Annotated in this window: 23 protein-coding genes; 17 read left to right on the top strand and 6 right to left on the bottom strand. The window is 44.0% G+C overall.

Features of this window, described 5'->3' with window-relative positions; all coding sequences use genetic code 11:
- Positions 1 to 179 precede the first annotated feature (179 nt).
- From CLV31_RS03110 to CLV31_RS03100, 4 genes are all read left to right on the top strand, one after another.
- On the top strand, positions 180 to 3,176 hold the full coding sequence (locus CLV31_RS03110) for a ligand-binding sensor domain-containing protein (protein ID WP_111391419.1): 2,997 nt from the start codon (positions 180 to 182) through the stop codon (positions 3,174 to 3,176).
- 73 nt (positions 3,177 to 3,249) lie between these two features.
- Positions 3,250 to 3,882: a response regulator gene (locus CLV31_RS03105; protein ID WP_111391418.1), complete on the top strand. Its 633-nt coding sequence runs from the start codon at positions 3,250 to 3,252 to the stop codon at positions 3,880 to 3,882.
- A 190-nt stretch (positions 3,883 to 4,072) separates the two neighbouring features.
- Positions 4,073 to 4,243 carry a hypothetical protein gene (locus tag CLV31_RS21775; protein WP_181452560.1) on the top strand — a complete coding sequence of 57 codons (171 nt, stop codon included), beginning with the start codon at positions 4,073 to 4,075 and terminating at the stop codon, positions 4,241 to 4,243.
- Positions 4,244 to 4,309: 66 nt separating this feature from the next.
- Positions 4,310 to 4,891: an RNA polymerase sigma factor gene (locus CLV31_RS03100; protein ID WP_111391417.1), complete on the top strand. Its 582-nt coding sequence runs from the start codon at positions 4,310 to 4,312 to the stop codon at positions 4,889 to 4,891.
- A gap of 409 nt (positions 4,892 to 5,300) precedes the next feature.
- Here the strand turns inward: CLV31_RS03100 and CLV31_RS03095 are convergent, their stop codons facing one another.
- Both CLV31_RS03095 and CLV31_RS03090 read right to left on the bottom strand, forming a co-directional pair.
- Entirely contained in the window at positions 5,301 to 7,625 is a 2,325-nt protein-coding gene (locus CLV31_RS03095; protein WP_111391416.1) for a PKD domain-containing protein, read from the bottom strand.
- Positions 7,626 to 7,864: 239 nt separating this feature from the next.
- On the bottom strand, positions 7,865 to 9,430 hold the full coding sequence (locus CLV31_RS03090) for a M20/M25/M40 family metallo-hydrolase (RefSeq protein WP_111391415.1): 1,566 nt from the start codon (positions 9,428 to 9,430) through the stop codon (positions 7,865 to 7,867).
- A gap of 161 nt (positions 9,431 to 9,591) precedes the next feature.
- Here CLV31_RS03090 and CLV31_RS03085 point away from each other — a divergent pair, with 161 nt between their 5' ends.
- Together CLV31_RS03085 and CLV31_RS03080 are read left to right on the top strand one after the other, a co-directional pair.
- Entirely contained in the window at positions 9,592 to 9,795 is a 204-nt protein-coding gene (locus tag CLV31_RS03085) for a type II toxin-antitoxin system HicA family toxin (protein WP_245943318.1), read from the top strand.
- Positions 9,792 to 10,139 carry a type II toxin-antitoxin system HicB family antitoxin gene (locus tag CLV31_RS03080; protein ID WP_111391413.1) on the top strand — a complete coding sequence of 116 codons (348 nt, stop codon included), beginning with the start codon at positions 9,792 to 9,794 and terminating at the stop codon, positions 10,137 to 10,139. Before CLV31_RS03085 ends, CLV31_RS03080 begins: the two co-directional genes overlap by 4 nt.
- 6 nt (positions 10,140 to 10,145) lie before the next feature.
- Here CLV31_RS03080 and CLV31_RS03075 read toward each other — a convergent pair whose 3' ends face one another.
- Together CLV31_RS03075 and CLV31_RS21770 are read right to left on the bottom strand one after the other, a co-directional pair.
- Entirely contained in the window at positions 10,146 to 10,721 is a 576-nt protein-coding gene (locus CLV31_RS03075) for a sugar O-acetyltransferase (protein WP_111391412.1), read from the bottom strand.
- Between the two features lie 390 nt (positions 10,722 to 11,111).
- A complete protein-coding gene (locus CLV31_RS21770) occupies positions 11,112 to 11,252 on the bottom strand; it encodes a hypothetical protein (protein WP_181452559.1) in 141 nt (46 codons plus the stop codon).
- A gap of 168 nt (positions 11,253 to 11,420) precedes the next feature.
- Here CLV31_RS21770 and CLV31_RS03065 point away from each other — a divergent pair, with 168 nt between their 5' ends.
- The 11 genes from CLV31_RS03065 to CLV31_RS03015 all read left to right on the top strand — a co-directional run bounded on the left by CLV31_RS03065 (position 11,421) and on the right by CLV31_RS03015 (position 23,944).
- Positions 11,421 to 12,308: an EboA domain-containing protein gene (locus CLV31_RS03065; protein ID WP_111391410.1), complete on the top strand. Its 888-nt coding sequence runs from the start codon at positions 11,421 to 11,423 to the stop codon at positions 12,306 to 12,308.
- 45 nt (positions 12,309 to 12,353) lie between these two features.
- A complete protein-coding gene (locus CLV31_RS03060; RefSeq protein WP_111391409.1) occupies positions 12,354 to 13,271 on the top strand; it encodes a TatD family hydrolase in 918 nt (305 codons plus the stop codon).
- A gap of 3 nt (positions 13,272 to 13,274) precedes the next feature.
- Positions 13,275 to 14,189, top strand: a complete 915-nt coding sequence (eboC, locus tag CLV31_RS03055; protein ID WP_111391408.1) for a UbiA-like protein EboC — start codon at positions 13,275 to 13,277, stop codon at positions 14,187 to 14,189.
- Between the two features lie 70 nt (positions 14,190 to 14,259).
- The gene (locus tag CLV31_RS03050; protein ID WP_111391407.1) at positions 14,260 to 15,414 is read left to right on the top strand and encodes a 3-dehydroquinate synthase; all 1,155 of its coding nucleotides are present in this window, start codon (positions 14,260 to 14,262) and stop codon (positions 15,412 to 15,414) included.
- 15 nt (positions 15,415 to 15,429) lie between these two features.
- Positions 15,430 to 16,647 carry a metabolite traffic protein EboE gene (gene eboE / locus CLV31_RS03045; protein ID WP_111391406.1) on the top strand — a complete coding sequence of 406 codons (1,218 nt, stop codon included), beginning with the start codon at positions 15,430 to 15,432 and terminating at the stop codon, positions 16,645 to 16,647.
- A 183-nt stretch (positions 16,648 to 16,830) separates the two neighbouring features.
- Positions 16,831 to 18,201 (top strand): alkaline phosphatase family protein, encoded by a 1,371-nt coding sequence (locus CLV31_RS03040; protein WP_111391405.1) that lies wholly within the window; start codon positions 16,831 to 16,833, stop codon positions 18,199 to 18,201.
- 72 nt (positions 18,202 to 18,273) lie between these two features.
- The gene (locus CLV31_RS03035) at positions 18,274 to 19,416 is read left to right on the top strand and encodes a DUF4221 family protein (RefSeq protein ID WP_111391404.1); all 1,143 of its coding nucleotides are present in this window, start codon (positions 18,274 to 18,276) and stop codon (positions 19,414 to 19,416) included.
- 1 nt (position 19,417) lies between these two features.
- Positions 19,418 to 20,566: a DUF4221 family protein gene (locus CLV31_RS03030; protein WP_111391403.1), complete on the top strand. Its 1,149-nt coding sequence runs from the start codon at positions 19,418 to 19,420 to the stop codon at positions 20,564 to 20,566.
- A gap of 4 nt (positions 20,567 to 20,570) precedes the next feature.
- Complete coding sequence (locus CLV31_RS03025; protein WP_181452558.1) at positions 20,571 to 21,677, top strand: DUF4221 family protein; 1,107 nt, start codon at positions 20,571 to 20,573, stop codon at positions 21,675 to 21,677.
- A 6-nt stretch (positions 21,678 to 21,683) separates the two neighbouring features.
- Positions 21,684 to 22,826, top strand: coding sequence for a DUF4221 family protein (locus tag CLV31_RS03020; RefSeq protein ID WP_111391401.1), 1,143 nt, complete (start codon positions 21,684 to 21,686; stop codon positions 22,824 to 22,826).
- Positions 22,823 to 23,944, top strand: a complete 1,122-nt coding sequence (locus CLV31_RS03015) for a DUF4221 family protein (RefSeq protein WP_111391400.1) — start codon at positions 22,823 to 22,825, stop codon at positions 23,942 to 23,944. Before CLV31_RS03020 ends, CLV31_RS03015 begins: the two co-directional genes overlap by 4 nt.
- On the opposite strand, the gene CLV31_RS03010 is transcribed toward CLV31_RS03015, so the two are convergent.
- Positions 23,941 to 24,522 carry an HD domain-containing protein gene (locus tag CLV31_RS03010; protein ID WP_111391399.1) on the bottom strand — a complete coding sequence of 194 codons (582 nt, stop codon included), beginning with the start codon at positions 24,520 to 24,522 and terminating at the stop codon, positions 23,941 to 23,943. The genes CLV31_RS03015 and CLV31_RS03010 overlap by 4 nt on opposite strands.
- A complete protein-coding gene (locus tag CLV31_RS03005) occupies positions 24,522 to 25,415 on the bottom strand; it encodes a YitT family protein (protein ID WP_111391398.1) in 894 nt (297 codons plus the stop codon). The genes CLV31_RS03010 and CLV31_RS03005 overlap by 1 nt, the downstream gene beginning before the upstream one ends.
- Between the last annotated feature and the right edge of the window lie 92 nt (positions 25,416 to 25,507).

Raw genomic sequence — 25,507 nt, 5'->3', positions numbered from 1 at the left:
TCTCATCCCGAAAGTGAAATTTCATTTGGCGTTTGAAGGACATTCCTTCCATTTGATCTGTTAAGTATGGATGGACGAGAACTAAGTTAAGTTGCATGCCCAGGCCCACATAATCATGTGATTTAAAGGGTGACAAGAAGTCAAGATGTCTGGGAATCATCTATTTTTAGCTAGACAAAATGAAAAAATCACTTTTACTCCTACTGTTGTTTCTTAGCTGCTGGATACTGAAGGCAGAGACCAAGCGATTTTATGTCACCCGTTTGGGCACGACAGAGGGCTTGGCTTCCAATCAGGTCTTGACGGTATTCAAAGACAAAAATAATTACCTCTGGGTCGGGAGTTCCAATGGACTTCAGCGATTTGACGGACGCAAATTCATGTCCTATCAGATGGAGACTCCCCAAGGACGTCTTCCCGCCCAATCCATTTCTGAGATATTGGTGGATCGTGATGGAAAAATGTGGTTGCGGGTAGGCGATCAATACGGTACTTACATTCCTGAAAAGCAAGAATTTTCCCCTGTTCCATTTGAAAAAAGTGAAAACCGTTTTCAGGGCGAATCTTTATGGATGGATAGAAACGGAAACCTGTTTGTGATCCTGTTTAACAATAAGCTCCTTTGGATAGATCAAAAAAACGGGAAAATCACAGACCAGAATCTCCCAATCAAAATTCCTGATGGATGGAGACCGCGGTCGATTTTTGAAGACAAAAACGGACGTTATTGGGTAAGCAACATAGAAGGAATCAGCGTCTATGATCCTCATAATGGAGAGATTTACACATACGCTTCCAATCCCCTCGGACTGGAAGTGCTCAAAAAACCGGGTCTGGGTTATGTATTTAATGTCTATGAGGACTCTGAGGGCATTTTTTGGATCAATTACTGGGCTCCTGATGAAAGGCTACTTTCTTATGATGCTTTGACAAAAGTCTGGAGAAATCACAAAAGCGAGATTGCTCCTCCCAACAACAATTATCAGGAGGCGTTTGGAAGTATCGAATTACCCCATGCTGAAATTTGGAGATATGGAATCCAAACCCTGGCAAGCTTTGACAGGAGATCAAAAACCTTCACTCCGCTGATCCAAAATGACATCAAGTTTGATAAGATTTCCAAACTTATATGGGACGAAGCGGGTGGCATTTGGATGGCCACAGATGCCGGGCTTTACTTCCTGCACTTTGATACACCCAGTATTTATTTCCTAGAGCGAACTACCGAGAACGGAAACTTTGAATATCAAGCCGTGGAAGAGGTAATTCATCGGGGTGATACCACTGTCTGGCTGGGAAGCTGGGGTAAGGGAATTGGTGTAATTAAACCCTTGAAAGAGGAATTAGATACCAAATGGATGTACCAAGGGGCACCCAAAGGCATAGAATCCTACCAAATCTGGGATCTGCACCATGATAAAAAGCGCAACTTGGTGTGGGTAGCTCTTCAAAAAGGGCTGATTCAGATGATTGAATTGGACACGAGAAAAGTCCACTTCATTTATCCGGAAGTCTTTGAAGGATCCACCATCCGAACCATTGCCCAGGATGAGCTGGGTAACCTGTGGTTTGGAACCCAAAACGGGAGTGTTATCAAATACGATGGAAAAGGTATCAACAAGGATGGATTTTCAAGATATCGGAAATTTCAGGGTATAATCCCTAAACTCCTGATCAGCGATGACCAGCATCTATGGGTTACTACGACTAATGAGGGAGTCTACGAACTCGATCTGAAGGAAGGAAAAATCCTTAGACATTTGGATCATTCCATCCTGAGTTCAAACAGCAACGAGCAGCTATTGCAAGTAAACGACAGCATTTTCCTGATAGGATATGAGTTGCTCAATAAATACAATATCCGAACCGGAAAAAATGAAGTCTTCTCCTACTCGGATGGAATGCTTAGCAATACGATGCTGGGTATGGAAAAAGATGCGGATGGATTGGTATGGATTTACACACCGAATGGTCTGACCCGTTATGACATCAAAACCAATACCTTCTATTCCTTCGGGAAAAATCACTTCTTTTCGAACATTCCGATTGACGGCCGAAGCGGAACCCGATTTGCCAATGGGGAATTGGCTTTTGTGAGCAACAACGGGATCATCATTTTTGACCCAAGGCAATTTGCACGCAATCTTCCTCCTCCTATCCCAACGATTACTGGCATTGAACTTTTTGGTCAATATATAGGTGATGGGGCTTTGCCTGTCATGAGACGGGAGTTTACAGCTCAGGAAAATAGCCTGGCCTTTGATTTCAATATTCTCAACTTTTCCAAACAGGATAGGTTCACCTATCAGTATCGACTGGTGGGGGCTGACCTCGATTGGGTCAATGCAAACAATAATTTTCAGGCGGTCTATTCCCTCCTTCCCCCGGGAGATTACCGGTTTGAAGTGCGAAGCATCAATGAATCTGGAGTTTTCTCAGATCCAGCCGTTTATGCATTTGAGATCAAACCCAGCCTTGTCCAAACTTGGTGGTTCAAGGCCATTTTGGGATTGCTTTTCCTTGGAATCGTGGGCCTGATCTATCGCTTGCATGTCAACCGGATTTTGGCAGTGGTCAAACTTCGAAGCCGTCTCGCCCGAGACCTTCACGACGACATGGGGTCAACGCTCAGCACAATAAATATTCTCAGCTCCATGGCTAAGACAAAAATCGGAACCGATCCGGCCAAATCGAGCGAATATATTTCCAAAATTTCCGAAAACAGTCAACGCATGATGGAAGCCATGGATGATATCGTCTGGAGTATCAAGCCCCAAAATGATACCATGGAAAAACTCATTGCAAGAATGCGGGAATTTGCCAATCAGGTGCTGGAGAGTAAGGATATTCTGTTTAACATGGAAATAAAAGAAAAAGTCCTGGGCATGAAACTGAGTATGGATGCCCGAAGGGATTTGTTTCTGATCTTTAAAGAGGGAATCAATAACGCAGCCAAATACTCCGGAGCATCCAGGGTGTTCATTTCATTTGGATTAGATGGACAGCTGTTTACCATGCGGATCAGAGATTATGGAAAAGGGTTCAATATGGCAGACCTTGATGAAGGAAACGGTCTGGAAAACATGCAAAAAAGAGCTACGCAGCTCGGAGGAAATCTGGAAATCAAAACCGAACCCGGAAACGGAACCGAATTGATTCTCAAAGTCCTCCTTTGACAAAACCACTTCAATATGTGATTGATAGCCTTTTTGGGCTTCCTTAATTTTGTATCGCTTAACTCCGCAAACCATGATCAAGCTCCTGATATACGAAGACAATCCCCAACTCCGCGAAGGCCTCACCATGCTCATCGATGGCAGCGAGGGATTCAGCGTATTGGCTGCATTTAAGAATTGCTCCAATGTAGCCCATGAGGTAAAGACCTACCGTCCTGATGTAGTGCTGATGGATATCGACATGCCCGGAGTGAATGGGCTTGAAGGGTTGAAAATTATCCGTCAATCCGACGATCAGGTGAAAGTGCTCATGCTAACGGTCTTTGATGACCATCAAAATATCTTTGACGCCTTGAAAAGTGGAGCCAATGGCTATATCCTGAAAAAAACTCCTCCTGCCAAACTCCTCGAATATATTCAGGAAGCCTCCACAGGCGGAGCACCGATGACTTCTTCCGTGGCCGCTCAGGTGCTAAAAATGTTTTCTCAAATCCAGCCTGCTGTCGAAAAAGATTATAACCTGACTGATCGTGAAAAAGAAGTACTGCAATGGTTGGTCAATGGGTATTCCTATAAAATGATCGCATCGGAAATGTTTATCGCCATGGATACCGTCCGTTCTCATATCAAAAAAATCTACGAAAAGCTGCACGTCAATTCTAAAAGTGAGGCGGTGGCCAAAGCTTTCCGGGATAAAATTGTTTAACCTCAATTCCATCTTCTCAATTTTCAGACCTGCCTGGTTTTCAAAACCAGGCAGGTCTTTTTTTTCCAATTCAGACTCACATCTTTTTCCTTTTCCATCCCCATATCCGCTTATTTTCCACCCATTTATGTGATTTTTTTGAGATGATTTTCGAAGCAATTTTGTCTTGTACTTATTGATAATCAAGACGATGAAAACTTTTTGGAAAATCACTTTGCTGGTTTGGGCCTTAACGGTTTGCATTGGGGGTCAAGATCCCAAGCCTTCCGAAACCGGGTCCATGGTGCAGCAGACTTTGGTGGCAAAAACCACACATTCATGTGAGGCAAAAGCCGTATCCCAACCCAGACAAAAAGCGTGAAAACGCTATCAGCCAAAGCCCTTTTGAAAATGAAACCAACTTTTGAAAACTATCCAACTATCTATTATGAAAACTACTTTGGCAACTCAGGAGGCTTGTGCCTCCTTTGCCCCACAACCCCTAGAGCAGCTTTTTTTGGGCTGTTTGGCACAAAATCCCCGGACCCAGCGGGAACTGTTTGAGAGACTCTCACCGAAAATGCTGGGAATTTGCCTCAGGTACATGAGAAGTTCAGCAGCAGCCGAAGATGTGCTTTTGGTAGCATTCCGAAAGGTTTTTGACCGAATCGGACAGTTTAAGCAAACGGGAAGCTTTGAAGGCTGGATCCGGAGAATCGTAGTCAATGAATGTCTGATGGCTCTGGAAAAGGAAGCCCATTGGAAAAATCAGACAGACCTTGATAAAATACATACTCCCGCAAATCAATCAGGCCCTGAGGATATGCTTTATTGGGAGGATTTGATCAAAACGATGGAGCAGCTTCCTACCGGTTATCGCTGTGTTTTTAAGCTGTTTGTGTTGGAGGGGCTGAGCCATGAAGAGATCGGTAAGCGATTGAGTATTTCCGAAAACACGTCCAAATCTCAATTGAGCAGAGCAAGGCTTCAGCTTCAGCGTATGTTGAAGTTGGATCCAAGACAGAATTGATTTAGGCTTTAACCTGACTTTTTATTTTAAATTTTTGATCCGAGGGCGTCTTTTGAAGTCCTCGGATTTTTTTTGGGGAGTTCCTTGGCTTTCCAGCAGGTTAAGAATGCAGACCTTAACTCATCCATTGGCAAACAGGCACTAGGCATGAAGGTCATTCAGGACTCAATGATTTTTCCTGACCTTCGAACCTGGAGTTAGGCTTGCTGTGTTTCTTAGGGTTTCATTGCAATAGGTAGGGATTCGCAGAAGAATAAGTGGAATACCCGGAAAGTAGGTCTGAGCATTTCATAATCGAAGTCACTTTGCGACTTAAAACCATTCAGAAAGTTGGCCGGGCTATCTTAATTCCACAAAAAAGCCTCTACCCAAGGGCAGAGGCTTTCGAAAAACAAAAACCCAAAAACGCTTACTCCCAGGCGTAGACTTCCTGACCGGAGATGCCTTCAAAACTCAGATTGCTAATCCGTAAGAAATCCTGGAACTGTTTGGATACAGCCAGTCCGTGTTGGCCTGATTTGATCAACTTGGAATTTCTGATCATCAGCGAACCCTGGGGCACATTGTCCACGGTAATGGCCGCGGAGAAATTGTTGCTCATCGTTTTGCCGGCATTTTGGATGATGGCTTGATTGATCACATTTTGAGCGTGATTGGTAGAATAGGTAATGCCGTACCAAGACCCCGCTTGATCGTTTACGCCTTTGATGATCACCGGCCGACCTTCTATTCCCTCGATATTTAGGTAAGCAAGTCTGCCATTGGCATCTTGGACATCCATGCGGGAACCGTCTTGCATTTTGATGACCACCCCGGCTTTGATCCGCATGCCGGACTGGATGCGGAGGTCTTTTCCAAGTCCTTTGATGACAAAAGGAATCTGCTCGGCAAATCCTTTCCAGATGATTTCTCCCCCGTCTTTGGCCAAAGGATTGAACCCATCCACGGCTACTTCATGAACTTCATTGTTTTCAAATCGGGTCAGATAGTCCAAGTGCTCGACCAATTGGGCCGTGACAGAAATAGGATAGCTGAGGTGATTTTTGATCGAGTTATCGGTCATTTCCAAAGTCACATTACTGGCGACCGCCTCAAGCCCGATTCCTTTGCCCTGGTCAAGTATGCTCTTGAAAAGAGTTAATCTACCCCCATTCCCAAGTTTGATGGTCGCTGGTGCTTGACCGGCAATGGGATTGCTTCCTGCATGGCGAATTTCAGCGAAACAGATACTGCTGATTCTGGACTGAGAATTTTCAATAAATATGCCGCGCCAAGCGCCGGGAGATTTCGTTTTTCCTTCGATAATTACCGGATTATTTGCTTCTCCCAAAATCCTTAGCACAGAACCGGAGATGACACGAATGGCTTTGTCATTGGCCATGTTGAGTTTTGTCCCAACGGTTAATACCAAGCTCGATCCATTGTAAATCACTAAGTCCTCGAGGATATCATAACCTACAGCAAAGCTTGGCCAGAAGTTTTCCAATCCGCTTAAGATTTTTCCCTCTGTGACCTGAATGGCATTACCCTCGATTACTGAATCCCAGAAAATGGACTCCATTAATCGGGCAGGTATTCGCAATGGAGCTTCTGTGTTTTCGTTGATTTTGTTCGATTTGAATTCCGTAATCAAAGACCCGATTTCAAAGAGGATACCTACCCCACTGTTGTGATGGATTGTAGAGTGGGTCAGGAAAAGTTTAGCACCAGCTCCCACTTTAAGTCCATATCCCAATTTTCCTGCGTCCCGAATCGTAATTCCGCTGATATATTCTGCCGGGTTTTGAGACAGTATCTGGATTCCGTCCCAATAGCCCTTTTGGGCTTCTTTACCCTGGAAAATGATCGGCAAAGTTTCGAAGAGCATGGTATAAGCTTTTAAGGAGCCGTTTTCTGCAATTACCAATCCGGCACCTTCCTCAAAACCAATCCTAACTCCGGGCTCAATGGTAAGTTTTGCCCCGCGAACTGCAACATCTTTGGTGACCAAATAGTCCAGTTTTTCTGAGTCCGTCACAAAGACATTGGTCAAGGTTCTGTCCTGAAGAATATCCGAATTGATGATAATCGGACCTTGTCCGGAATTACTTTCCAAAACCGTAATTTTTACCAGATCCTGAGACTTAAGGTTACCTGAAGTCAGGCTAAGTTTGAACAGGTATTCTCCGGCGATACTTGGCTTAAATGAAGCCTCCAATAAGCCTTGATTTTGAATGGTCACCGTACTGTTTTCCGGTTTTGACACATTTTCCCAGAGGATTTGAACTCCTGTACCTTTCAAGACAGACGCAGATCCATTTAATGCGATTGATTCGCCGATTTCTTGAGAGCGATCTTCCCCAGCTACCGCCAAGAGGTCTGGTTCTGCACCATCACTGAGGATGATTTGCACCATATCTGTGTCGGTCCAGGTCAGATAGGTGATCGTGAGCTTGACTGTATATTGTCCCGGGAGATCCCCAAAGAACTTGGCCAACATTTGATCTTGACCTTCGATAGTCACTACCGCTCCGGAAGGTTTGGAAGTAACTTCCCAACGGAAGTTCATTGGCTTTCCGGTAGAATTGGTAGAAAGGCTACCGTCCAAGATGGTAGAATAGTCTACAAGTCCGGCGGTTTCTTCTCCGGCATCTGCTTGAAGAGGATTGATGGGGATGTTTTCCTCTTCTTGACAACTTGCTAAGGCGAAAATGGCCACCAGCAATAGCGCCAAGGGTTTTAGAATGAGTTTCATTGAATAAGTTGGTTTAGTTGGTGAAAAGTAGTTTCCAGTTGGAGATTGGAAAAACCCAAAGCAGGTTGCTTCTAAACCAAAAAATTCTGAAAAGAAAGAGGCTGTCTCATAAAGGAATATAAGTGTCAGACTAAGCACATGACTAACTCTTGTTAGTCATGTGCTTAATGCGACAAGATTCCTTGTAAGACAGCCTTGTTCAAAGATTCAGCCGGTGGAAATTCTCGGATTGACCGGTTTTATCTCGCGATACGTTGAAACAGAATTCCGCCTTGGCGAGTAGGAGATCTCTTGCTCGGCCATTCGGTAGGTTCGCCGGTGCGGAAATCAACCGGAATTCTCATTTTTTTGGATACCATGTTTTCCTCTTCGCAAGCCATATAGACCATGATGGCGGTTAGGATGGCGTTATTTTTAATGTCGTCGAAGACCAATTTGTCGTAGGTATCCAGGTTGGTATGCCAAGTGATCGTGCCATAATCCCAAGCCAAAGAGCTTAGGTTAAAGGCAGGAACTCCAGCAGCCACAAAGGAAACGTGGTCTGTTCCGCCCGAACCCGGATTGCCAGGAAATGAAGTCTCGATGTCTCTGGTGATTTCTCTTGGCACTTTGTTGAGCCAGCGACCGAGGTATTCGTAGCTGTCCACGAAACCTTGGCCTGAAATATTGGCAATTCGGCCAGTTCCATTGTCTTGGTTGAAGAGTACTTGGATTTTTTCCAACATCTCAGGATGATCTTCTACGAAAGCTCTGGAACCGTTAAGTCCTTGCTCCTCAGAACCCCAATGTCCGACCAAGATGGTGCGTTTGGGATTTGGGTAGACTTTTTTCAGGATACGCATCACTTCCATCATCAAAATGGTACCGCTACCGTTGTCCGTGGCTCCGGTGCCGCCCTGCCAAGAATCCAAATGTGCAGAAAGCATGACATATTCCTCTGGCTTTTCGGTTCCTTTGATCTCTGCGATGGTGTTAAATGTAGGCTGCAATCCGGTCTCTTTGGATTGGGCGTTGACATGTATTTTCGGTTTTTTGCCGCTTTCCACTAATCTAAACAGCATCCCATAGTCCTCGATCGAAAGATCAATAGTGGGCACTTGTCTGGTCGAGGCAGAGAAAATTTTATTTGCACCCAGAGCCCTAGACCAATAGGAAGTGACCACACCGACCGCACCGGCATTTTCCAATGCTATCGGAAGTGAGGTTCGGTTTTTTCCGGTCTTTTGGGTGCGGTCAAGCCAGGCTCTTTCCAAGGCAGCTCTTTTCTCTTTGATGGCTTCGAAAGATTCTTCGGTTCCCCATTTTTCCCAGTTGTCATCAGGACGCCCGGTAAGCTGTGGAGCAGAGATCATGACATATTTCCCTTTTACGGACGGTAGCCATTTTTGGAAAGCCACCGAGTCCTCCAAATCAGGCAAAACGATTACTTCGGCAGTCAAGCCACCCTCAGGCGAGGAAGGACTCCAGGAAAGCTGGGTTCCAGCCAAGGTTCGAACCCATGGTTCGATCATATCGATGTGGGTGGTACCACGATCCCAACCTCTCCATTCCCCCCATTTTTCATTTTTGGCTTCGATTCCCCAGTTTTGGTATTGCTTCACAGTCCAGTCATGAGCCTGCTGCATTTGAGGCGTACCCACGAGCCTTGGGCCAATCCCGTCCAGAAGTTCATGGGCAAGCGTTTCCAATTGGGAATTTTCTTTGGCCTCTTTGATAATGGCGTCAATGACTTGTTGATTTTGGGCCTGTACTTTGACAGACACCAAAAGCAAAAGCCCAAGGCCGTAGCGATAGATTTTTTTCATAGGAATCTAGTTTAGGTGCTAAAAATAAAAGTGTGGGGTAGATTTCGGCTAACCGTTGGTGGATATCAATCGAATTCTAAAATTATTTTTGCTTTTGCAACTATATATAGTTACATTAGGTTGTGTCAAAAAAAGAAAAACTTCTAGCTCGATTTCTGGAAATGCCAAAAGACTTTCATTTCGATGAGTTGGTAAGTCTATTAGGATACTTCGGTTATCAAGAAGTCCGAAAGGGAAAGACAGGAGGATCTAGAGTCCGTTTTGAAAGTGAAGAGGGTGCACCAATCATGCTACATAAGCCACATCCTAGTGGCATTTTGAAACATTATCAACTGAAGCAAATCAAAGAATTATTGAATCTATGAAGTATTTGGAATATAAAGGATATACAGGAAGCATCGAATACAGCCCCGAGGATAAGCTGATGTTTGGGAAAGTTGTTGGTATCCGTGGCTTGATTTCTTATGAGGGAGAAACAGGTAAGCAGTTGGAAGAGGATTTCAAATCTGCTATAGATGAGTACTTGGCGATTTGTAAGGAGGAAGGAAAAACTCCTGAGAAGCCATTTAAGGGGAGTTTTAATGTTAGGATTTCTGCCTCTTTACATCAAAAAGCAGCTTTAAAGGCAATGGAAGAAAAAACTTCTTTAAATAATTTGGTTGCAGAGGCTATTCGGTCTCATTTGAGCCGAGAAGAAGAAATGGCTTAATTTTTCTTATAACTTTCTAACCATCCGACAGGGATTCCCAAAGGCCAGCACATCATCCGGAATGTCATTGGTCACCACCGAACCCGCTCCGATGGTCACGTTATTTCCGATTGTGACACCGGGAAAAATGATCGAATTTCCTCCAATCCAAACATTATCTCCGATGGTCACGGGTTTGGTGGAGGTATGGTATCGAGTGCTGTCGCCCTCCTGATAGATCCGGTCGGAAGCTTTTAGCGGATGGGTCGCGGTATAAATCTGCACATAGGGAGCGATCAGTCCATTTTTTCCAATGGTGATTTTGTTGTCATCGAGGAACATGCAATTGGTGTTCACAAAGGTGTTTTCACCGATTTTGATGTTGACCCCGTAGTCGCAGAAAAAGGGAGTTTCGATCCAGACGCCCTTTTCCACTTTTCCCAAAAGCTGAGACAAAAGCTCATTTCTCCGCTCCAAATCCCGGCTATCACACGTATTGTAAGCTAAAATTAAGGCCCGGGCTCGATGGTAAAGCTCGAGGAGTTCGGGATCACGGGAGTCATAAGCCTCTCCGTCTAGCATTTTTTGGAGGTTGGTTTTCATCTGTTTATAATTTGATTTTTAATGGCCAGATGGAATGCCCCGGATAATCATTCCCCTGTGTGAGAAGCATTTTCTCATGGGCATTTCATGAGTAAGAAATTTATGATCGAAGACAAATCCAGCCTTTCCCTTTTGGGAAAAATAAACTTTAATTCTTTAATGGTTCAAAATGATCGATGGAAAAAGGCTTTCACCATTAAGAAATTAAGGCTAGGGAAGTTTTATGAATTGAAAATTACGCCAATCTTTTCCCCCAGGGAATGGAAATTCTTAATTCTCTCAATTTTCTTAATGGTTCATAATCATACGGAAAAAGTAATTCTAGGAAATACTTTACCACCTCCAAGAATTTCGGTTTAATCCATCTTCATACTATCCTTTCTACGAATTTTATTTTTCAAAAAGGGTTTTTCTGTCACGAAGGATATCTAAATCGACAGGAAGTTCAATTGTTCCTTTTGCCTGAATCAACCTTTCGACCTGTTTTCTTCGCTCTTGATTATCAGAAGGGCTTACTTTTTTCTTTTTCATCGGAAATGCGTTTCTCTTCAGAAAGTTAATTTTTTCAGGCAAAACTACTCTCCTAAATACCTGATCTTTATCAGAAACAGCCCTTTTTCACTCCTTTCACCAAATTTCCCTTGGCTTTTCTAAGGCTTTTGGATTTACTTTAACTCCGCTTCAAACCCGGAGGAAAACATGCAAACCCAAACTGACTTACTTGCTTTTTTTGAAAGCGTCTTGGCGTCACGAGCAGAGACCAAAGCGCTTGATTGGCTAAGCCCCCAAACCGAAAAAATCAATGCTGACGCATCGCTCACCAAGTTTTTCTTGGCGTTTTCCCAAGCTTCCCGGTTTTTCAAAAAGGACAATCTCAATTTATCAGAGACCGAGAAAGAAACTTCAGGTAGCTTGGTCTCAGGTTTCGATCCAAGTCATTGGGATGTGCTACAGACAGCAAGAACGTATTTACTATTAAAATTTGCCCCGGGAAAAGAGGCTTGGCTGAAAGCAATCAATCAGCTCTTTGAGACCGGCGATATGCATGAGCAGCAGGCGCTTTATGCAGCCTTGCCTGTCATGCCGTATCCAGATGACTTGTTGACAAGGGCGATTGACGGCTGCCGAACCAATATGACCCTGATCTTCGATGCGATTGCACTGAACAATCCGTATCCATCGGCCCATTTCCCTGAGGCCAACTGGAATCAACTGGTTTTGAAGTCCATCTTTATGCAGCGCCCGATTTATCGAATTCAGCAATTGGACGAAAGGAGAAATCAGGCTTTGGCGGAAATCGCTTCTGATTTTGCACATGAGCGCTGGGCGGCTGGACGACCTGTGATGCCGGAACTTTGGCGTTTGGTGGTTCCTTTTCTCAATGAGCATTTGCTGGAAGACTTGAAAAAAGTCGTCTTTTCAGAAGACCAATTGGAATGCGAAGCCGGAGTCTTGGCCGCTTATCAATCGGGCTTTGCACCAGCCAAAGACCTGCTCAAATCTTTCCCTGAGACGGTCTCTGCTATTGAATACGGAGAAATCTCTTGGGAGAAAATCGGTAAGGATTTTCAGGACAAAAAAGCCTAAACAGGCCAAATTCGATTAATTTTAAAAAACTAATTCCCCAAAGCCATGAGCAAGGAAATGTATATCGATCCACATATTCACCTCGTCTCCCGTACCACAGATGACTACGAAGCCATGCGAAAAGCTGGTATCGTTGCCACTATTGAACCTGCCTTTTGGCTGGGTCAGCCTCGTACGGAGGTAGGATCCTTCAAAGACTACTTTTCCACTTTGGTCGGCTGGGAGCGGTTCCGCGCCAGTCAGTTTGGAATCGTGCACTATTGCACCATGGGATTGAATTCCAAGGAAGCCAACAATGTACCTTTGGCCGAGCAAGTGATGGAATTGCTTCCGCTTTATGCCGGAAAAGAAGGCGTAGTAGCTATCGGGGAGATCGGTTATGATGACCAAACGGAAGCCGAAGACCGATTCTATCGTCTTCAACTGGAGTTGGCGAAGGATGTCAACTTGCCAGTACTCATCCACACTCCTCACCGAGATAAAAAGAAAGGAACAACCCGCTCTATGGACGTGGCCGAAGAGCATGGCATGGACCCAGGATGGGTGGTCGTCGATCACAATAATGAGGAGACAGTTAAAGAAGTGCTGGATCGTGGATTCTGGGCAGCATTTACTATTTATCCACATACCAAAATGGGTTCGGAGCGGATGGTCGAGATCGTCAAGCAATATGGACCTGAACGGATCATCGTGAACTCAGCAGCGGATTGGGGGATTTCTGACCCGATCGCGGTGCCAAAAACGGCGGCCTTGATGCGCAAAATGGGAATTCCTGAGGAGCATGTGCGTCTGACTACTTATCAAAATGCATTGACGGTATTCGGTCTTAGCGGTCAAATGCATGAAGACGATTGGCTCAAGGCGCCTCCGATTGATCAGACCAAAAAATTGGGAGGAAATTCCGTACTTCGCGGAGGTCAGGTGCCCCGTGTCGAGGGTCCTGCCGATCGGGTAGAAAATTAATCCATGAAAAATACCAAGCTTTTCGCTTATCTACAGCTAACCCGCCCAGCCAATGTGATCACTGCGATCGCAGACATCTGGGCGGGTTTTGCCATTGCAGGTGCCTGGGATTATATGGCCACCAACTGGATCTATGGTGACCAGCAATTTTGGTGGAATTTGCTCTGGCTTTCATTGAGTACAATTGGTTTGTATGCAGGTGGAGTAGCCTTCAATGATGTCGCAGATGCAGACTTGGATGCCATCGAGCGGCCTGAGCGCCCTATTCCGAGTGGAAGAGCTTCTAAAAAAACTGCTTTTTGGATGTCTTCCTTGCTTTTGGTTTTTGGAATTTTCTGTGCCTTTCAAGTCAATCAAGTGGCCGGATTTTTAGCTATCTCCGTGGCCGCCTGTGCTGTGCTTTATGATTATTGGGGCAAGCATCAGCGGATCCTCGGCCCGATCAATATGGGGCTTTGTCGCTCTGGTAATTTATTGCTGGGCGTCAGTGTGGCTCCGGAAGTGCTGGAAAAAATCTGGCCTATCGGTCTTTTACCTTTGATTTATGTAGCTGCCATCACCATGATCAGCCGGGGAGAGGTGCATGGAAAAAACCGAAAAGCACTTTTCGCAGGTGCAGGAATGTATGCATCCATTTTCGTGGCAATTTTTGGCTTGGCCTATCTGGAGAGTCCGGGATACCTGCAAGTGATTCCTTTTTTAGCTTTGCTGGGCTATATGATCTTTCCTCCTTTGGCAAAAGCCATCCGAACTCAAGAACCCAAATTCATCGGCAAATCGGTGAAAGCAGCTGTGATTTCACTCATCATTGTCAATGCTTCTTTGGCTTCGGCCTTTTCGGGATGGCCCATTGGAATCATCGTTTTGCTGCTTCTTCCCATTTCCCTTTGGTTAGCCAAAAAATTTGCTGTAACCTAGGCCTGATTTAAACCTATTTCTTTCACAACTTGTATTGAAAGAAAACCCGAATAACCTATTGCCTTAAGCCATGAATACGATTCTCGAACAGTCCTTTTCGGTTCCCTTTCGCTACCCGGTAGCTTTTACCGAGAATCTATTTGATCCACAAAATCAAATCCTAGCCAATGTCCTTCGTGGCGAGCGCGTGCCCAAAGTACTCTTTGTCATCGACAGCGGCGTGGCCGATACGCATCCCCATTTGATCACTGAGGTGAAAAACTATGCTTTGGCACATGCAGATGTCTTCACCTTAGCCGCCGAACCAATGATTGCAATCGGGGGGGAAGCCTGCAAAAATGAGGAATCCGAATATCAAAAGATCGTAGAAGCGACGCATCTCTATGGCATCGACCGTCATTCCTACATTGCAGCCATCGGTGGGGGTGCCGTGCTGGATATGGTGGGCTTTGCAGCGGCTATTTCCCATCGGGGCATTCGTCTGATTCGGATTCCGACCACCGTTTTGTCGCAAAATGACTCCGCTGTAGGAGTCAAAAACAGTGTCAACGCCTTTGGTAAAAAGAATTACCTCGGCACGTTTGTTCCTCCTGTGGCCGTTTTGAACGATTTCAACTTCCTCAAAACATTGGATGATCGGGATTGGAGAGCAGGAATCTCAGAAGCCATCAAAGTGGCTTTGATCAAGGATTTGAGCTTTTTCGAGTGGTTGGAAAATGCGGGAGAAGCACTTGCCCGCCGAGAAATGGAACCCATGAAAGTCCATATCATTCGCTCTGCGAAAATGCACATGGACCATATCGCTGGCGAGGATCCATTTGAGTTTGGAAGTTCCAGACCCCTGGATTTCGGACATTGGGCCGCACATAAATTGGAAAAATTGAGCGATTTCCGCATCCGTCACGGGGAGGCTGTGGCCATCGGGATTGCCTTGGATTCTGCCTATTCCTATTTACAAGGCCGAATCACCGAGTCGGATTTCAACCGAATCATTCAACTGATGCATACACTGGGTTTTGAACTTTTCGCTCCGGAACTACAAGGTGAAAATCTGATTCAAGGGCTAAAAGAATTCCAAGAGCACTTAGGCGGTCAGTTGACCATCATGCTCTTGGAAAAGTTGGGCAATGGCGTGGAAGTCCATGAAATGGATCACGACTTGATCTTTAAATCTGTGGAAATTCTCCGTAGGTTAGAGAAAAAGTCTGCCGTTCACGCTTCCTGATTTTTTTCCCAGCCTATGAAAATCCATGACTTTCACCTCAGCTATTGCAGCAATATCCATCCCGGAGAAACCTGGGATTCGACCTTCGAAAACCTCAAGATCTATATTCCTGAGGTCAAAAATCGCCTCAAACATAAAGGCTCTTTTGGCATCGGGCTTAGGCTTTCCCACGAGGCTTCCTTGATTTTGCAGCGTCCGGAGCGGATGCGGGAGTTTCAGGACTGGCTGAAAAAGGCCAATGCCTATGTGTTTACCCTGAATTGCTTTCCCTATGGAGGCTTTCACCGGACCAAGGTGAAAGAAAATGTCCACATGCCAGATTGGACTACACCGGAACGAAAGGATTACACCATCCGGAGTTTTCGGATTTTAGCCCAACTGCTTCCTGAGGGAATGGAGGGAGGTATTTCCACTTCCCCACTTTCTTACCGGCATTGGTTTTCCTCCGAAAAGAAAAAAAATGAAGCGATCCAAAAATCTACGGATCACCTGATCGAGGTAGTGGAGGAGTTGGTGAAAATCCATCAGGAAACCGGCAAGCTCTTGCATTTAGATATTGAGCCCGAACCGGATGGGATTTTGGAAAATTCCGACGAGTTGGTCAGCTACTTCCAAAATTGGCTGTTGCCAAAAGGGAAAATGGCTTTAGCCGAAAAGCTAGGAGTTTCAACTGTTGAAGCGGAAGAGCTGATCAAAACCCACATTCAGGCTTGCTACGATGTGTGTCACTTTGCGATCGTGTATGAAAATCCGGCCGATACTTTCCAGAAATTGGCATCCGCAGGGATTCAAATCGGAAAGATACAGATTTCGGCTGCGCTGAAGGTGATGATTCCGGAGTCCGCCGTGGAGCGGTTTACACTCAGCAAACGATTGGAAGAATTTGCCGAATCGACCTACCTGCATCAAGTCGTCGCTCGAAAAAAAGACGGGCAGTTTGCCTCTTATCCCGACTTGCCTCAAGCCATCGAACACTTGGGAAAAACCAAGGATTTGGAGTGGAGAATTCACTTTCATGTTCCGGTCTTTTTGGAAAATTATGGCTCATTCCAATCCACGCAGCGCGATATTTCCCTTGTACTCAATCAAATTTTAACCAACCCAACCCTCACTAAACACTTGGAGGTCGAGACCTATACCTGGGAAGTTTTGCCTGAGGACACACACCTGACCCTAGGCGAGTCGATTGCCAGGGAACTCAGCTGGGTGATCGAAGAGATGAGGAAAGAGTAACCTTTGAGGTTTATTTCTTAACCTCGAAGGTTTTAGCTAAAAGTGAAGTGTAAGTTTATTTTAAACATTAAGAAATTAAGGGAATTAAGATTTGAGGCTTATAAAAAGATTAAGTAATTGATTATCAACCCTTAATTTCCTTAACTCCCTAATTGGTTCAAAACCCGTCAGGGTATTAGAAAAATGAAAAAAACCGTAGTCCTGGATATTGTTGCTTTGTCTCCCCGAGTAATCGGAGAGCACACGCCTTTTTTGAAAAAATGGATCGCCTCCAAAAATCAAGCCGTGGTCGAACCCGTACTTCCTGCAGTGACTTGCTCGGCTCAATCCGTGTATCTGACCGGAAAGTGGCCCGCCGAAAACGGCATCGTGGGCAATGGTTGGTACTTTCAGGATGAGTGCGAAATCAAATTTTGGCGTCAATCCAACAAGCTGGTGCAGGCTGAAAAAGTGTGGGAAGTCCTTCGGAAAGAGAATCCTGGGTTTACTGTAGCCAATATGTTCTGGTGGTACAATATGTACTCCTCCGCCGACTATGCCGTGACTCCCCGTCCGCTGTATCCGGCAGATGGGCGCAAATTGCCTGATTGCCATAGCCAACCCATGGAACTTCGGGACCGGCTTCAGGCCGAGTTGGGCCAGTTTCCGCTTTTCACTTTTTGGGGGCCGAATACGAGCATCGAATCCAGCAAGTGGATCGCCGAGGCAGCCAAGAAGGTGGAGGAATGGTACAATCCCACGCTCAATCTGATCTACATTCCGCATTTGGATTACAACCTGCAGAAGTACGGCATTGACTTTTCCAAAATCTCCAAGGATCTCCGTGAAGTGGATGACTTGGCCAAGGACCTGATCACCTTCTTTGAAAATCGGGGTGCCGAGGTCCTGCTACTTTCTGAATATGGCATTACGAGTGTGAGTAAGCCGATTCACCTCAACCGGATTTTCCGTGAAAAAGGCTGGATTCAGGTGAAAAATGAGTTGGGTCGGGAGACTCTTGATGCCGGCACCTCCGCTGTATTTGCGGTAGCGGATCATCAAGTCGCCCATGTCCATGTCAACGATCCCTCCAAACTTGCCGAGGTCAAAGCCCTGCTGGAAAAGACTCCTGGTGTGGAAAAAGTCTTGGACGAAGCCGGAAAAAAAGCCTATCACCTAGACCATGAACGATCCGGGGATTTGGTTGTCGTGGCTCACCAGGATTCCTGGTTTACCTACTATTTCTGGCTGGATGATGCCAAAGCGCCTGACTATGCTAGGTGTGTGGATATCCATCGCAAACCAGGGTACGATCCTGTCGAGCTGGTTCTCGATCCCGCAATCAAAATTCCGATTCTGAAAATCGGCTCCAAGGTGCTTAAGAAAAAACTGGGTTTTCGCTACCTGATGGATGTGATTCCCTTGGATGCGACTTTGGTGAAGGGAGCTCACGGGCGAATTCCCGAGTCTGACTTGGACAAGCCGCTTTTGGTGGGAAATTCAAGTATTATCGACTCCGACCGTATTCAACCCACAGCCGTTTTTGACTTGATTATCAAGACCGTGAATCGTTGAAATTTGAAATAATCTGAGCTAATTCTTTGATCTTAGTTTATTCTCGCTTTCTTAGTAGAAAACTTATTTTCTATGAAAAAGCTTTTTTTGTTTCTTTTAGCGCCCTTCATTTTTTCCTGTGGAGGGAATACTTCTGAAAAGGCCGAAACAGGCAATATTTTGGAGAACCTGACTTTTGCGGTAGATACCATAGTCATGGATCCGGGTGATCAAGTGGTCAATGTCCAATTTGGACCTTCTCTTTTTGGACTTTCTCCAGACCAAAAGCGCTATTATTTTATGCATCGGAATTCGGGAGAATTGACCGTTTTCGATTTGGATGAAAAGAAATGGATCAAGAAGATTCAGTTTGAAAAAGATGGACCCAATGCCATTCCCAACTTTGTGTATGGTTTTCAGCTTTTTGACGAAAACCGCTTTTTAATTCTAGACTCCCGAGATATCGCTGTCTATGATTCCTCAGCAGTAAAAGTGAGTAGTATTCCTTTTGGAAAAGACAAGTTTCAGGACTTAACAGAGGAGGAAGGGTATAGTTTGGTCACTGGTATGCAGGCAGATCAAAAGAAACAGTTGTTCGTCTCTCTGCCCAATGATCCTGAGAAGGAACGGATTAGTTTAGCAATTTGGGAAAATGCAAATTCTCAAAGCCGGTTGGTCCTTCTGCCTGAATTTGGATTTTTGACCAAGTTTACGCTGATATTTCAGGAAGGAAACTCTTTCAGTGCTGCGGGTTTTGCCAGTCAAAATCTGAAAGTCGAAAAAGACCGGCTACTGGCCTTCTCTTCAGGCACAAGTAGTATTTATACCTACGATCTAGGTATGGATTCCCTTTCCTACAAAACTTATAGTCCCAAATTGATTCCTTCTCAAGCTGCAACACCTGAGGTAAGTAAATTTTCTACAAAGGAATCTTTCGATGAAGGGATAAAACTAGCCCAAGCTCAGATTTTCTTTGGGGACTTGCTGTGGGACGAAAGCAGAGGAATTTATCTTCGGTTTGCTTCTATTACCAAACCCGTTACTAATCCAGAGCTTCCCAAAAGAAGCGAAGTGTTTCTGCTTGCCTTTGATCGGGAGCTGAATCTGATCGGTGAATCCAAAGTGGAGGAACTTCCTTCCCAACCCAGTTGGCCATTTTTCAAAGACGGCAAGCTCTGGTCTTATGTCAATGTGGCCGATGAATTGGGCTTTGCAGTGATTGACTTTAAATTTTAAGATGATGAGAAAACTGGCTGTACTCTTTTTGCTTCCCTTGATTTTTTCCTGTGGAGGCAGTTCTTCTGAAAAAGCTGAATCTGGAAATATCCTTGAAAATCTGACTTACACTGTGGATACCGTGGTTGTGAATGCTAAAGGAAGAATTTTTGATTTGTCGATGGGAATTCATAATTCCTCCATTTCTTCAGATCTAAGCACTTTTTACCATTTTGACATTAAAAAATTCTTCATGAACGAGGTGAATTTGAATCGCCTCGAACTGACCGGAATTCACCCATTCACTACCGAAGGTCCTGATGGAGTAGGTTTTAATCCTCCGAGAATTCAATCGCTCGGGAATGATCGGGTTTTTATGGCATCGACAGGAATTGGCGCAGGCATTTTTTCTAAATCCGGGAAAAAAGAAAAGAGTCTGAAATTCAATTTTAGAGAAATAGATGGCTTGACCCAGTTTGAGGAGGGCTTGATCACCAATCAGGTGATTTTAAGCGATGATGAAAAGTACATGTTTTCTACAACGAGAAATCTGCCTTCAAACGAGGAGGTCTTTTTATATGTGATTGATACAGAAAATAAGTCTGGAAAAAATATTGCTCTCCCTGCCCTGAATTTAGCTTTGGAATCGACGATTTGGTTAGTTAGCGGAAATAGCGGTACTGTTCATCAAGAGGCGATTTTTACTCAACTAGTGGATGGAAAAATTTATATCAGTAGTACGGTAACTTCAGACGTGTACTACTACAATTATCTACAGGATTCATTGCAGCTTTTTGAATTTCCACATCAATTAGTAAATCCAAAAAAAACCGGTTCCGTCCAAAGGCAATATTCTGACGAAAAGCCATTCGATCTTGAGCGTGCGAAATTACTTTATCAAACAGGTTTTGAAAAGCTCCTTTGGGACGATGAGAGGAATCAGTTTTTCCGTTTTGCCCGGAAGCCAATTCCAGATGAAGAGAGAAAATGGTACGAAAGAGCTGACATTTACCTTTTTGCTTATGATAAAGATTTGAATTTACTAGGCGAAAAATATTTACCCGAATTGAATGAAGTCCCTGAATTCCCCTTCTTCAAAGACGGCAAGCTTTGGTCTTATGTGAATGTGGAAGATGAGTTGGGCTTTGCAGTGATTGACTTTAAATTTTAAGATGATGAAAAAACTAGCAGTACTTTTTTTGCTTCCTTTGATTTTTTCCTGTGGAGGCACTTCTTCTGAAAATGCCGAATCAGGCAATTTCAAGGTATCAATTGACACTGTTCTTATCGATGCTGGCGATCAATTAATATTTCACCAGTCTGGTTTGAGTCATACCAGTCTGTCAAAGGATCAAAAGAAGTTGTACATTTTTAGTCCACGGGATCAAATTCAAATTATTGATCTAGATAGTCTAAAGTTGGACCAGGTTATTCCCACCCAAAAAGAAGGCCCTCTTGGTACTGGCATGTCTTATGCCATTCACCTAGATCAAACAGGAAGGTTGATTTTTCTTGGCTTTAGTGAAGTGAGGTTTTTTAGTTCGGACTTAAGTTCCATGGATCTTTATCGAATTGGTTCTGAATCATTAACAGGCCTAGACCCATCGGATGTTTTTGGGGTTAATACTAAAATGGCAGCTGACGGGAAAGATTTTTACATTATCTATGAAAATTCTGAGCGGCTTCCTCAAGGATTAGCAAGGATTTCATTTGAGAATAAGCAAGTCAAAAAGATTCCCTTCGATATAGCCAGTAAAGTCCAGCCATACATTTATTCCTTAGTAATGGATGGAAGGTTGATGTCCCGAGGTCATGATGGTTTGTTTTTAGAATTGATAGAAAATCAACTCCTACTTTCCACACCGTATTCCAATGAGGCCATTCTCTTTGATTTGGAAAAAAGTACCGTAACCATCAAAAAATTTAACTCTGAATTGACTCAGGATTCAAAACCTATTCCCGTCAAAACAGAGGGCGGATCATTTTCAGAACTCCAAAATCTTCGACAAGAGGCTAAGAAAAGTGTCACTTTTGGCCCATTTATTTTTGATAAAAAAAGTCAAAGGGTGTACAGGTTTTCCCAAGATTTAGATCGGGAAATCGGCGACTCCTTGGTTTTTAAAAGTATTCTTACCGTTTTTGATCAGGATTTTAATCAACTCGTCGAGCAGGAGGTTTCTGTTGATCCGCTTTCAAAAAAATTCTTCAAAGACGGCAAGCTCTGGTCCTATGTCAATGTGGCCGATGAATTGGGCTTTGCGGTGATGGAGTTTAAGTTTTGATAGCTTATGAAAAACTTCCCTTTAATTCTTTTGGCAATAGTCCTACTTTTTGATTCTTGTAAGCACTCAGAAAAGCAATCTAGCCAAAGTTCTGTAGTGGTCGAATCTTTCGAGATCGATACGGTGATGATCGATTCCAAGGGTTATTTCTTTTACCTTAAAGAGGCCTTAGGCAAATCTTTCCTCTCCAGGGATACCGACATTCTATACAATTTAAACCAAAAAATCCCGCTACTGGAGCTAGTTGATCTTAACTCCCTATCTCTGTTGGACTCCATTCCATTGGAAAGGGAAGGACCCACTGGAATCGGGAATTATCCGGTTTTTGATGGGTTTCAACTCACCGAGAATGGAGATATCTTCTTTTTTGCCTGGGAGGAATTGGTCAAATTAACCCATGATCGAACCCAAGTGGTCAAGTATAGATTTGACAATCTTCCCTTGCAGGGAGATGTTCCCTTACCTGGAGAAGTCATTCGGTATAGAGGATTGGTCACGGATGACGGAAAGTATTACATCGGTTTTTATGGAAGTGCTGAGGATACCCACTCCAGGTATGGATTGGTGAAAATCGATCTGAAAGAATTCACCGTGGAGAAAATAAACCTCCCTATTTTCCAAGAATTGGTGTCTTATGAAATTAAAACCAAGATCTCAAGCGACTATCCATCCACGTATGTCGAGCCTGTTTTTTTGACTCAAGCTGGGGATAAGCTTTTGGTATCTGCTGCACCTGTCAATGAAGTTTATCGAGTGGATTTGGAATCCGGAGAATTTGACCGGATTTCCTTCAACTCAAAACTGACGTCAAATAAAGTAGAAATCACCTATCCCACGGTCAACCCCCAGAACGAAGGATTGTACGAGCGCTGGAAACAGGTTTCTTTTTATGGATTCCATTGGGACGAACAATCCCAACTGTTTTGGAGAAATACCAATCAGACATTTGTAGAGTCGGAAACTAGTCCAAACAAGGTTCATCTTACCTTTTTCGATAAAAATCTAAATCAAGTCGGTGAATTTGCGCTTCCGGATGACTGGAAAATTCAAGGAGCTCAATTCTTTACGCAGGGGATGTACTGGCAATTTATCAATATCGAAGACGAAATGGCCTTTGTGCGCTTAAAACCAAAATTTGAAACACCATGAAATACGCATTTTATATCCTTTTAGCGATGCTCTTGTGGGAATGCGGTGAGCAAAAAGCCGGCAATGAGTCCGCAAAGTTGGATTTTATAGTAAATCTTGACACGGTCAAAGTTGATGCGGGAGATGAGCTGATTTATGTCGCTTGGAATCTCTCTTCATCCGGAGAGTCACCCGATGGGAAATACTTATACAATTTCAATCGAACCAAGCCAGTTAGATTGGAAGTGATCAATCTGGAGAATCTAACCTTGGAAAAGGTCATTCCTATGGAAGTGGAAGGGGCAAACGGTTTGGGTACCCAGTATATTTCAAAGGTTCATCGTACTGCCGGGGGCAGTTTCATTTTCACTGATGGATATCAGGTTTTAGTTTTTGACGACCAACTCACCAAAATCCGAACCTACCGTCTGGATAAAGACGAATTTATTCTTCAAGCCCTCCCCGAAGGAAAAAGAATCTGGCTTGATCAGGATCTGTCTGATGATGGCAAAAAGTTAGTGGCATTCTATGGAGGACAAGAAATGATGGATCCCAAAGAAGGTGTAATCTGGGTTGATTTTGAGCGTGAAAAAGCTCAAATTTTCCCCTTGGCCGTGTTGAGTGACTGGACAAAGTTTCAGACTACCTTTTTATACAATGGCGAATTTCCCGTTAATGCAATTTTCTCCCCAGCCAATCTTCTCATAGGAAAGGACTCCGTAATCTTTTCGGTAGGAGCGGAAAATAAAGTTTACTTTTTGGACGTCAATACTGACTCAATCAGTTCAAAATCCTTCGAAAGTAAGTTTACAAGTCCTGTATCGCGAAATGTATTTCCCAAAACTGTGGACTCAGAAGAAGAATTCAAGAAGATTTCAGATGAAAAACTGAAGGAGGTTCGATACGGAAATTTCCTCTTTGACGAAAAAAATAAAATTTACTGGAGAATTACCCAAGAGGCTGAAAAAGCTGTTTTAACCGCATTTTCTCGGGATTTTGATCAACTGGGAGAATTACTTTTACTTGAGAATTTTAAGCTGCCTTCTAAGGTTTTTATCCGCGATGGCATGATCTACACCTATCTCAATCAGGAGGACGAAGTGTATTTTGTCCGTCTCAAGCCAGAGTTTAAAAACTAAACCAACCCCAACCGCTTCTTTACCAATAGCAGGTTCTCCTGCTTTTTGGGCTCGCGGTTTTGGCGGCAATACTCAGTATGGTAGTGATGCTTTTGCATAAAGACCAGCTGAAGTTCATCCCAAGCCTGCTCGGTAAAGTTGGGGTTGAAGTGCTTTAGTTCTTGGAAGAGGTTCTCACCGATTTGTTCAAAAAGATCCGTACCCAAGTACTCCAAGTCGGCATCCGCTAAAATATTTTCCAGGTGATTGGTTGGACTTTGGGGGATTTTGGTGGCCATGATCATCCCGCTGATTTTGAGAAGTTGCTCCTCAGAATACTCCTCTGAAAGATACGATCGTGCGATCACACAGCCCTTTTCTTCGTGGTCTTTGGGATTATCGATGAATCCGGTATCATGGAATAGGGCCGCCAATTTGAGCAATTCCAAGTCAGAAGCATCCACTTGGGATTGATTTGCCAAAAAAATCGCCTTTTCCAAGACATAGGCGGTATGGTCCAGATTATGGTAAGTAAGGTGGGAAGGCAATTTTTCCAAAATGTCTTCGTAAATCCTGTTTTTTATTTCTTCGAAAACCATCAGCTGTGTTTGCTTCCTATTTGTTTGATGACTCCTCCTTTGACTTCTTTTATGGTTTGCACGTAGAAGAACGCCTTAGGATCGATTTGTTGTATGGCTAGTTTGATTCGGTGGACTTCCAATCGGGTCACCACGGTCATAATGATATCACAGGGGTGGTGAATATCAAACGTGTCCGGGAGGTATCCCCGTTCGCCTTTATAGACTGAAATGGCTTTGCCGAATTCCTTTACAATCAGCTCTTTTACTTTATCATCCTCTTTGGATATGATTGTCAGCGCGGTGTACTCTTCGAATCCTTCTACCACGTAATCGGTCATTTTGATGGCAGTAAAATAAGTCAAAATCGAGTACATCGCGGCTTCAATTCCAAAGAACAAAGCTGCAAACAGCATGATCAGGGAATTGAGGAAAATCGTGATTTCACTTGCTGATAAGGCTGAATTTTTTTGGAAGTAGGTCGTAATTACCTCAAACCCATCGATCAATCCACCTCCCCGAATAATCAGTCCAATGCCCACCCCCATCATCACTCCTCCAAATACAGCGATGAGCACCTTATCATCGGTTACAGTTGGGATTTCCAAAAATTCCAAGACAATCACCAGCAAGAACACAGAGAAAATGGACTGTACGGTAAAGGTCTTTCCAATTTTTTTCCAAGCAATAAAGAAGAATGGGGCATTGATCAACACCAAAAGCAAATTGAGATCGACATCATAATGCAGATTGACAATGATGGCAATACCGGTGACTCCTCCGTCCAAGAAGCTGTTGGGAAGCATGAATGCTTCGAGGGCAACAGCAGCACAAAACACGCCCAAAATGATTAAAATCAAGGAACGGGGATCAAATACGGCTTTCCAGTTTACTCTTTCGATTTTTGGACTCATGCAGTGAGTTGAGAAAAATGGCCTGATTAAAGCTTGATAAAGTTCATTTCAATCAAGGAAAGTGATTGTTTTTTGGGAAATTAATTCTTTAA

The sequence above is a fragment of the Algoriphagus aquaeductus genome (genome assembly GCF_003253485.1).
GTDB classification, from domain to species: Bacteria; Bacteroidota; Bacteroidia; order Cytophagales; family Cyclobacteriaceae; genus Algoriphagus; species Algoriphagus aquaeductus.
The sequence above is the reverse complement of the archived record's forward strand: the minus strand, read 5'-3'. Positions and strand labels throughout refer to the sequence as shown.

What these genes read in the sequence shown, in the direction of transcription:
- CLV31_RS03085 (WP_245943318.1), top strand. Translation starts at nt 9,592, where the DNA reads ATGCCAAAAGACTTTCATTTCGATGAGTTGGTAAGTCTATTAGGATAC.
- CLV31_RS03035 (WP_111391404.1), top strand. Translation starts at nt 18,274, where the DNA reads ATGAAAAAGCTTTTTTTGTTTCTTTTAGCGCCCTTCATTTTTTCCTGT.
- CLV31_RS03095 (WP_111391416.1), bottom strand. Translation starts at nt 7,625, where the DNA reads ATGAAACTCATTCTAAAACCCTTGGCGCTATTGCTGGTGGCCATTTTC.
- CLV31_RS03040 (WP_111391405.1), top strand. Translation starts at nt 16,831, where the DNA reads ATGAAAAAAACCGTAGTCCTGGATATTGTTGCTTTGTCTCCCCGAGTA.
- eboE (WP_111391406.1), top strand. Translation starts at nt 15,430, where the DNA reads ATGAAAATCCATGACTTTCACCTCAGCTATTGCAGCAATATCCATCCC.
- CLV31_RS03010 (WP_111391399.1), bottom strand. Translation starts at nt 24,522, where the DNA reads ATGGTTTTCGAAGAAATAAAAAACAGGATTTACGAAGACATTTTGGAA.
- CLV31_RS03020 (WP_111391401.1), top strand. Translation starts at nt 21,684, where the DNA reads ATGAAAAACTTCCCTTTAATTCTTTTGGCAATAGTCCTACTTTTTGAT.
- CLV31_RS03090 (WP_111391415.1), bottom strand. Translation starts at nt 9,430, where the DNA reads ATGAAAAAAATCTATCGCTACGGCCTTGGGCTTTTGCTTTTGGTGTCT.
- CLV31_RS03110 (WP_111391419.1), top strand. Translation starts at nt 180, where the DNA reads ATGAAAAAATCACTTTTACTCCTACTGTTGTTTCTTAGCTGCTGGATA.
- CLV31_RS21775 (WP_181452560.1), top strand. Translation starts at nt 4,073, where the DNA reads ATGAAAACTTTTTGGAAAATCACTTTGCTGGTTTGGGCCTTAACGGTT.
- CLV31_RS03025 (WP_181452558.1), top strand. Translation starts at nt 20,571, where the DNA reads ATGAAAAAACTAGCAGTACTTTTTTTGCTTCCTTTGATTTTTTCCTGT.
- CLV31_RS03015 (WP_111391400.1), top strand. Translation starts at nt 22,823, where the DNA reads ATGAAATACGCATTTTATATCCTTTTAGCGATGCTCTTGTGGGAATGC.
- CLV31_RS03105 (WP_111391418.1), top strand. Translation starts at nt 3,250, where the DNA reads ATGATCAAGCTCCTGATATACGAAGACAATCCCCAACTCCGCGAAGGC.
- CLV31_RS03080 (WP_111391413.1), top strand. Translation starts at nt 9,792, where the DNA reads ATGAAGTATTTGGAATATAAAGGATATACAGGAAGCATCGAATACAGC.
- CLV31_RS03050 (WP_111391407.1), top strand. Translation starts at nt 14,260, where the DNA reads ATGAATACGATTCTCGAACAGTCCTTTTCGGTTCCCTTTCGCTACCCG.
- CLV31_RS03100 (WP_111391417.1), top strand. Translation starts at nt 4,310, where the DNA reads ATGAAAACTACTTTGGCAACTCAGGAGGCTTGTGCCTCCTTTGCCCCA.
- CLV31_RS21770 (WP_181452559.1), bottom strand. Translation starts at nt 11,252, where the DNA reads ATGAAAAAGAAAAAAGTAAGCCCTTCTGATAATCAAGAGCGAAGAAAA.
- CLV31_RS03030 (WP_111391403.1), top strand. Translation starts at nt 19,418, where the DNA reads ATGATGAGAAAACTGGCTGTACTCTTTTTGCTTCCCTTGATTTTTTCC.
- CLV31_RS03005 (WP_111391398.1), bottom strand. Translation starts at nt 25,415, where the DNA reads ATGAGTCCAAAAATCGAAAGAGTAAACTGGAAAGCCGTATTTGATCCC.
- CLV31_RS03075 (WP_111391412.1), bottom strand. Translation starts at nt 10,721, where the DNA reads ATGAAAACCAACCTCCAAAAAATGCTAGACGGAGAGGCTTATGACTCC.
- eboC (WP_111391408.1), top strand. Translation starts at nt 13,275, where the DNA reads ATGAAAAATACCAAGCTTTTCGCTTATCTACAGCTAACCCGCCCAGCC.
- CLV31_RS03065 (WP_111391410.1), top strand. Translation starts at nt 11,421, where the DNA reads ATGCAAACCCAAACTGACTTACTTGCTTTTTTTGAAAGCGTCTTGGCG.
- CLV31_RS03060 (WP_111391409.1), top strand. Translation starts at nt 12,354, where the DNA reads ATGAGCAAGGAAATGTATATCGATCCACATATTCACCTCGTCTCCCGT.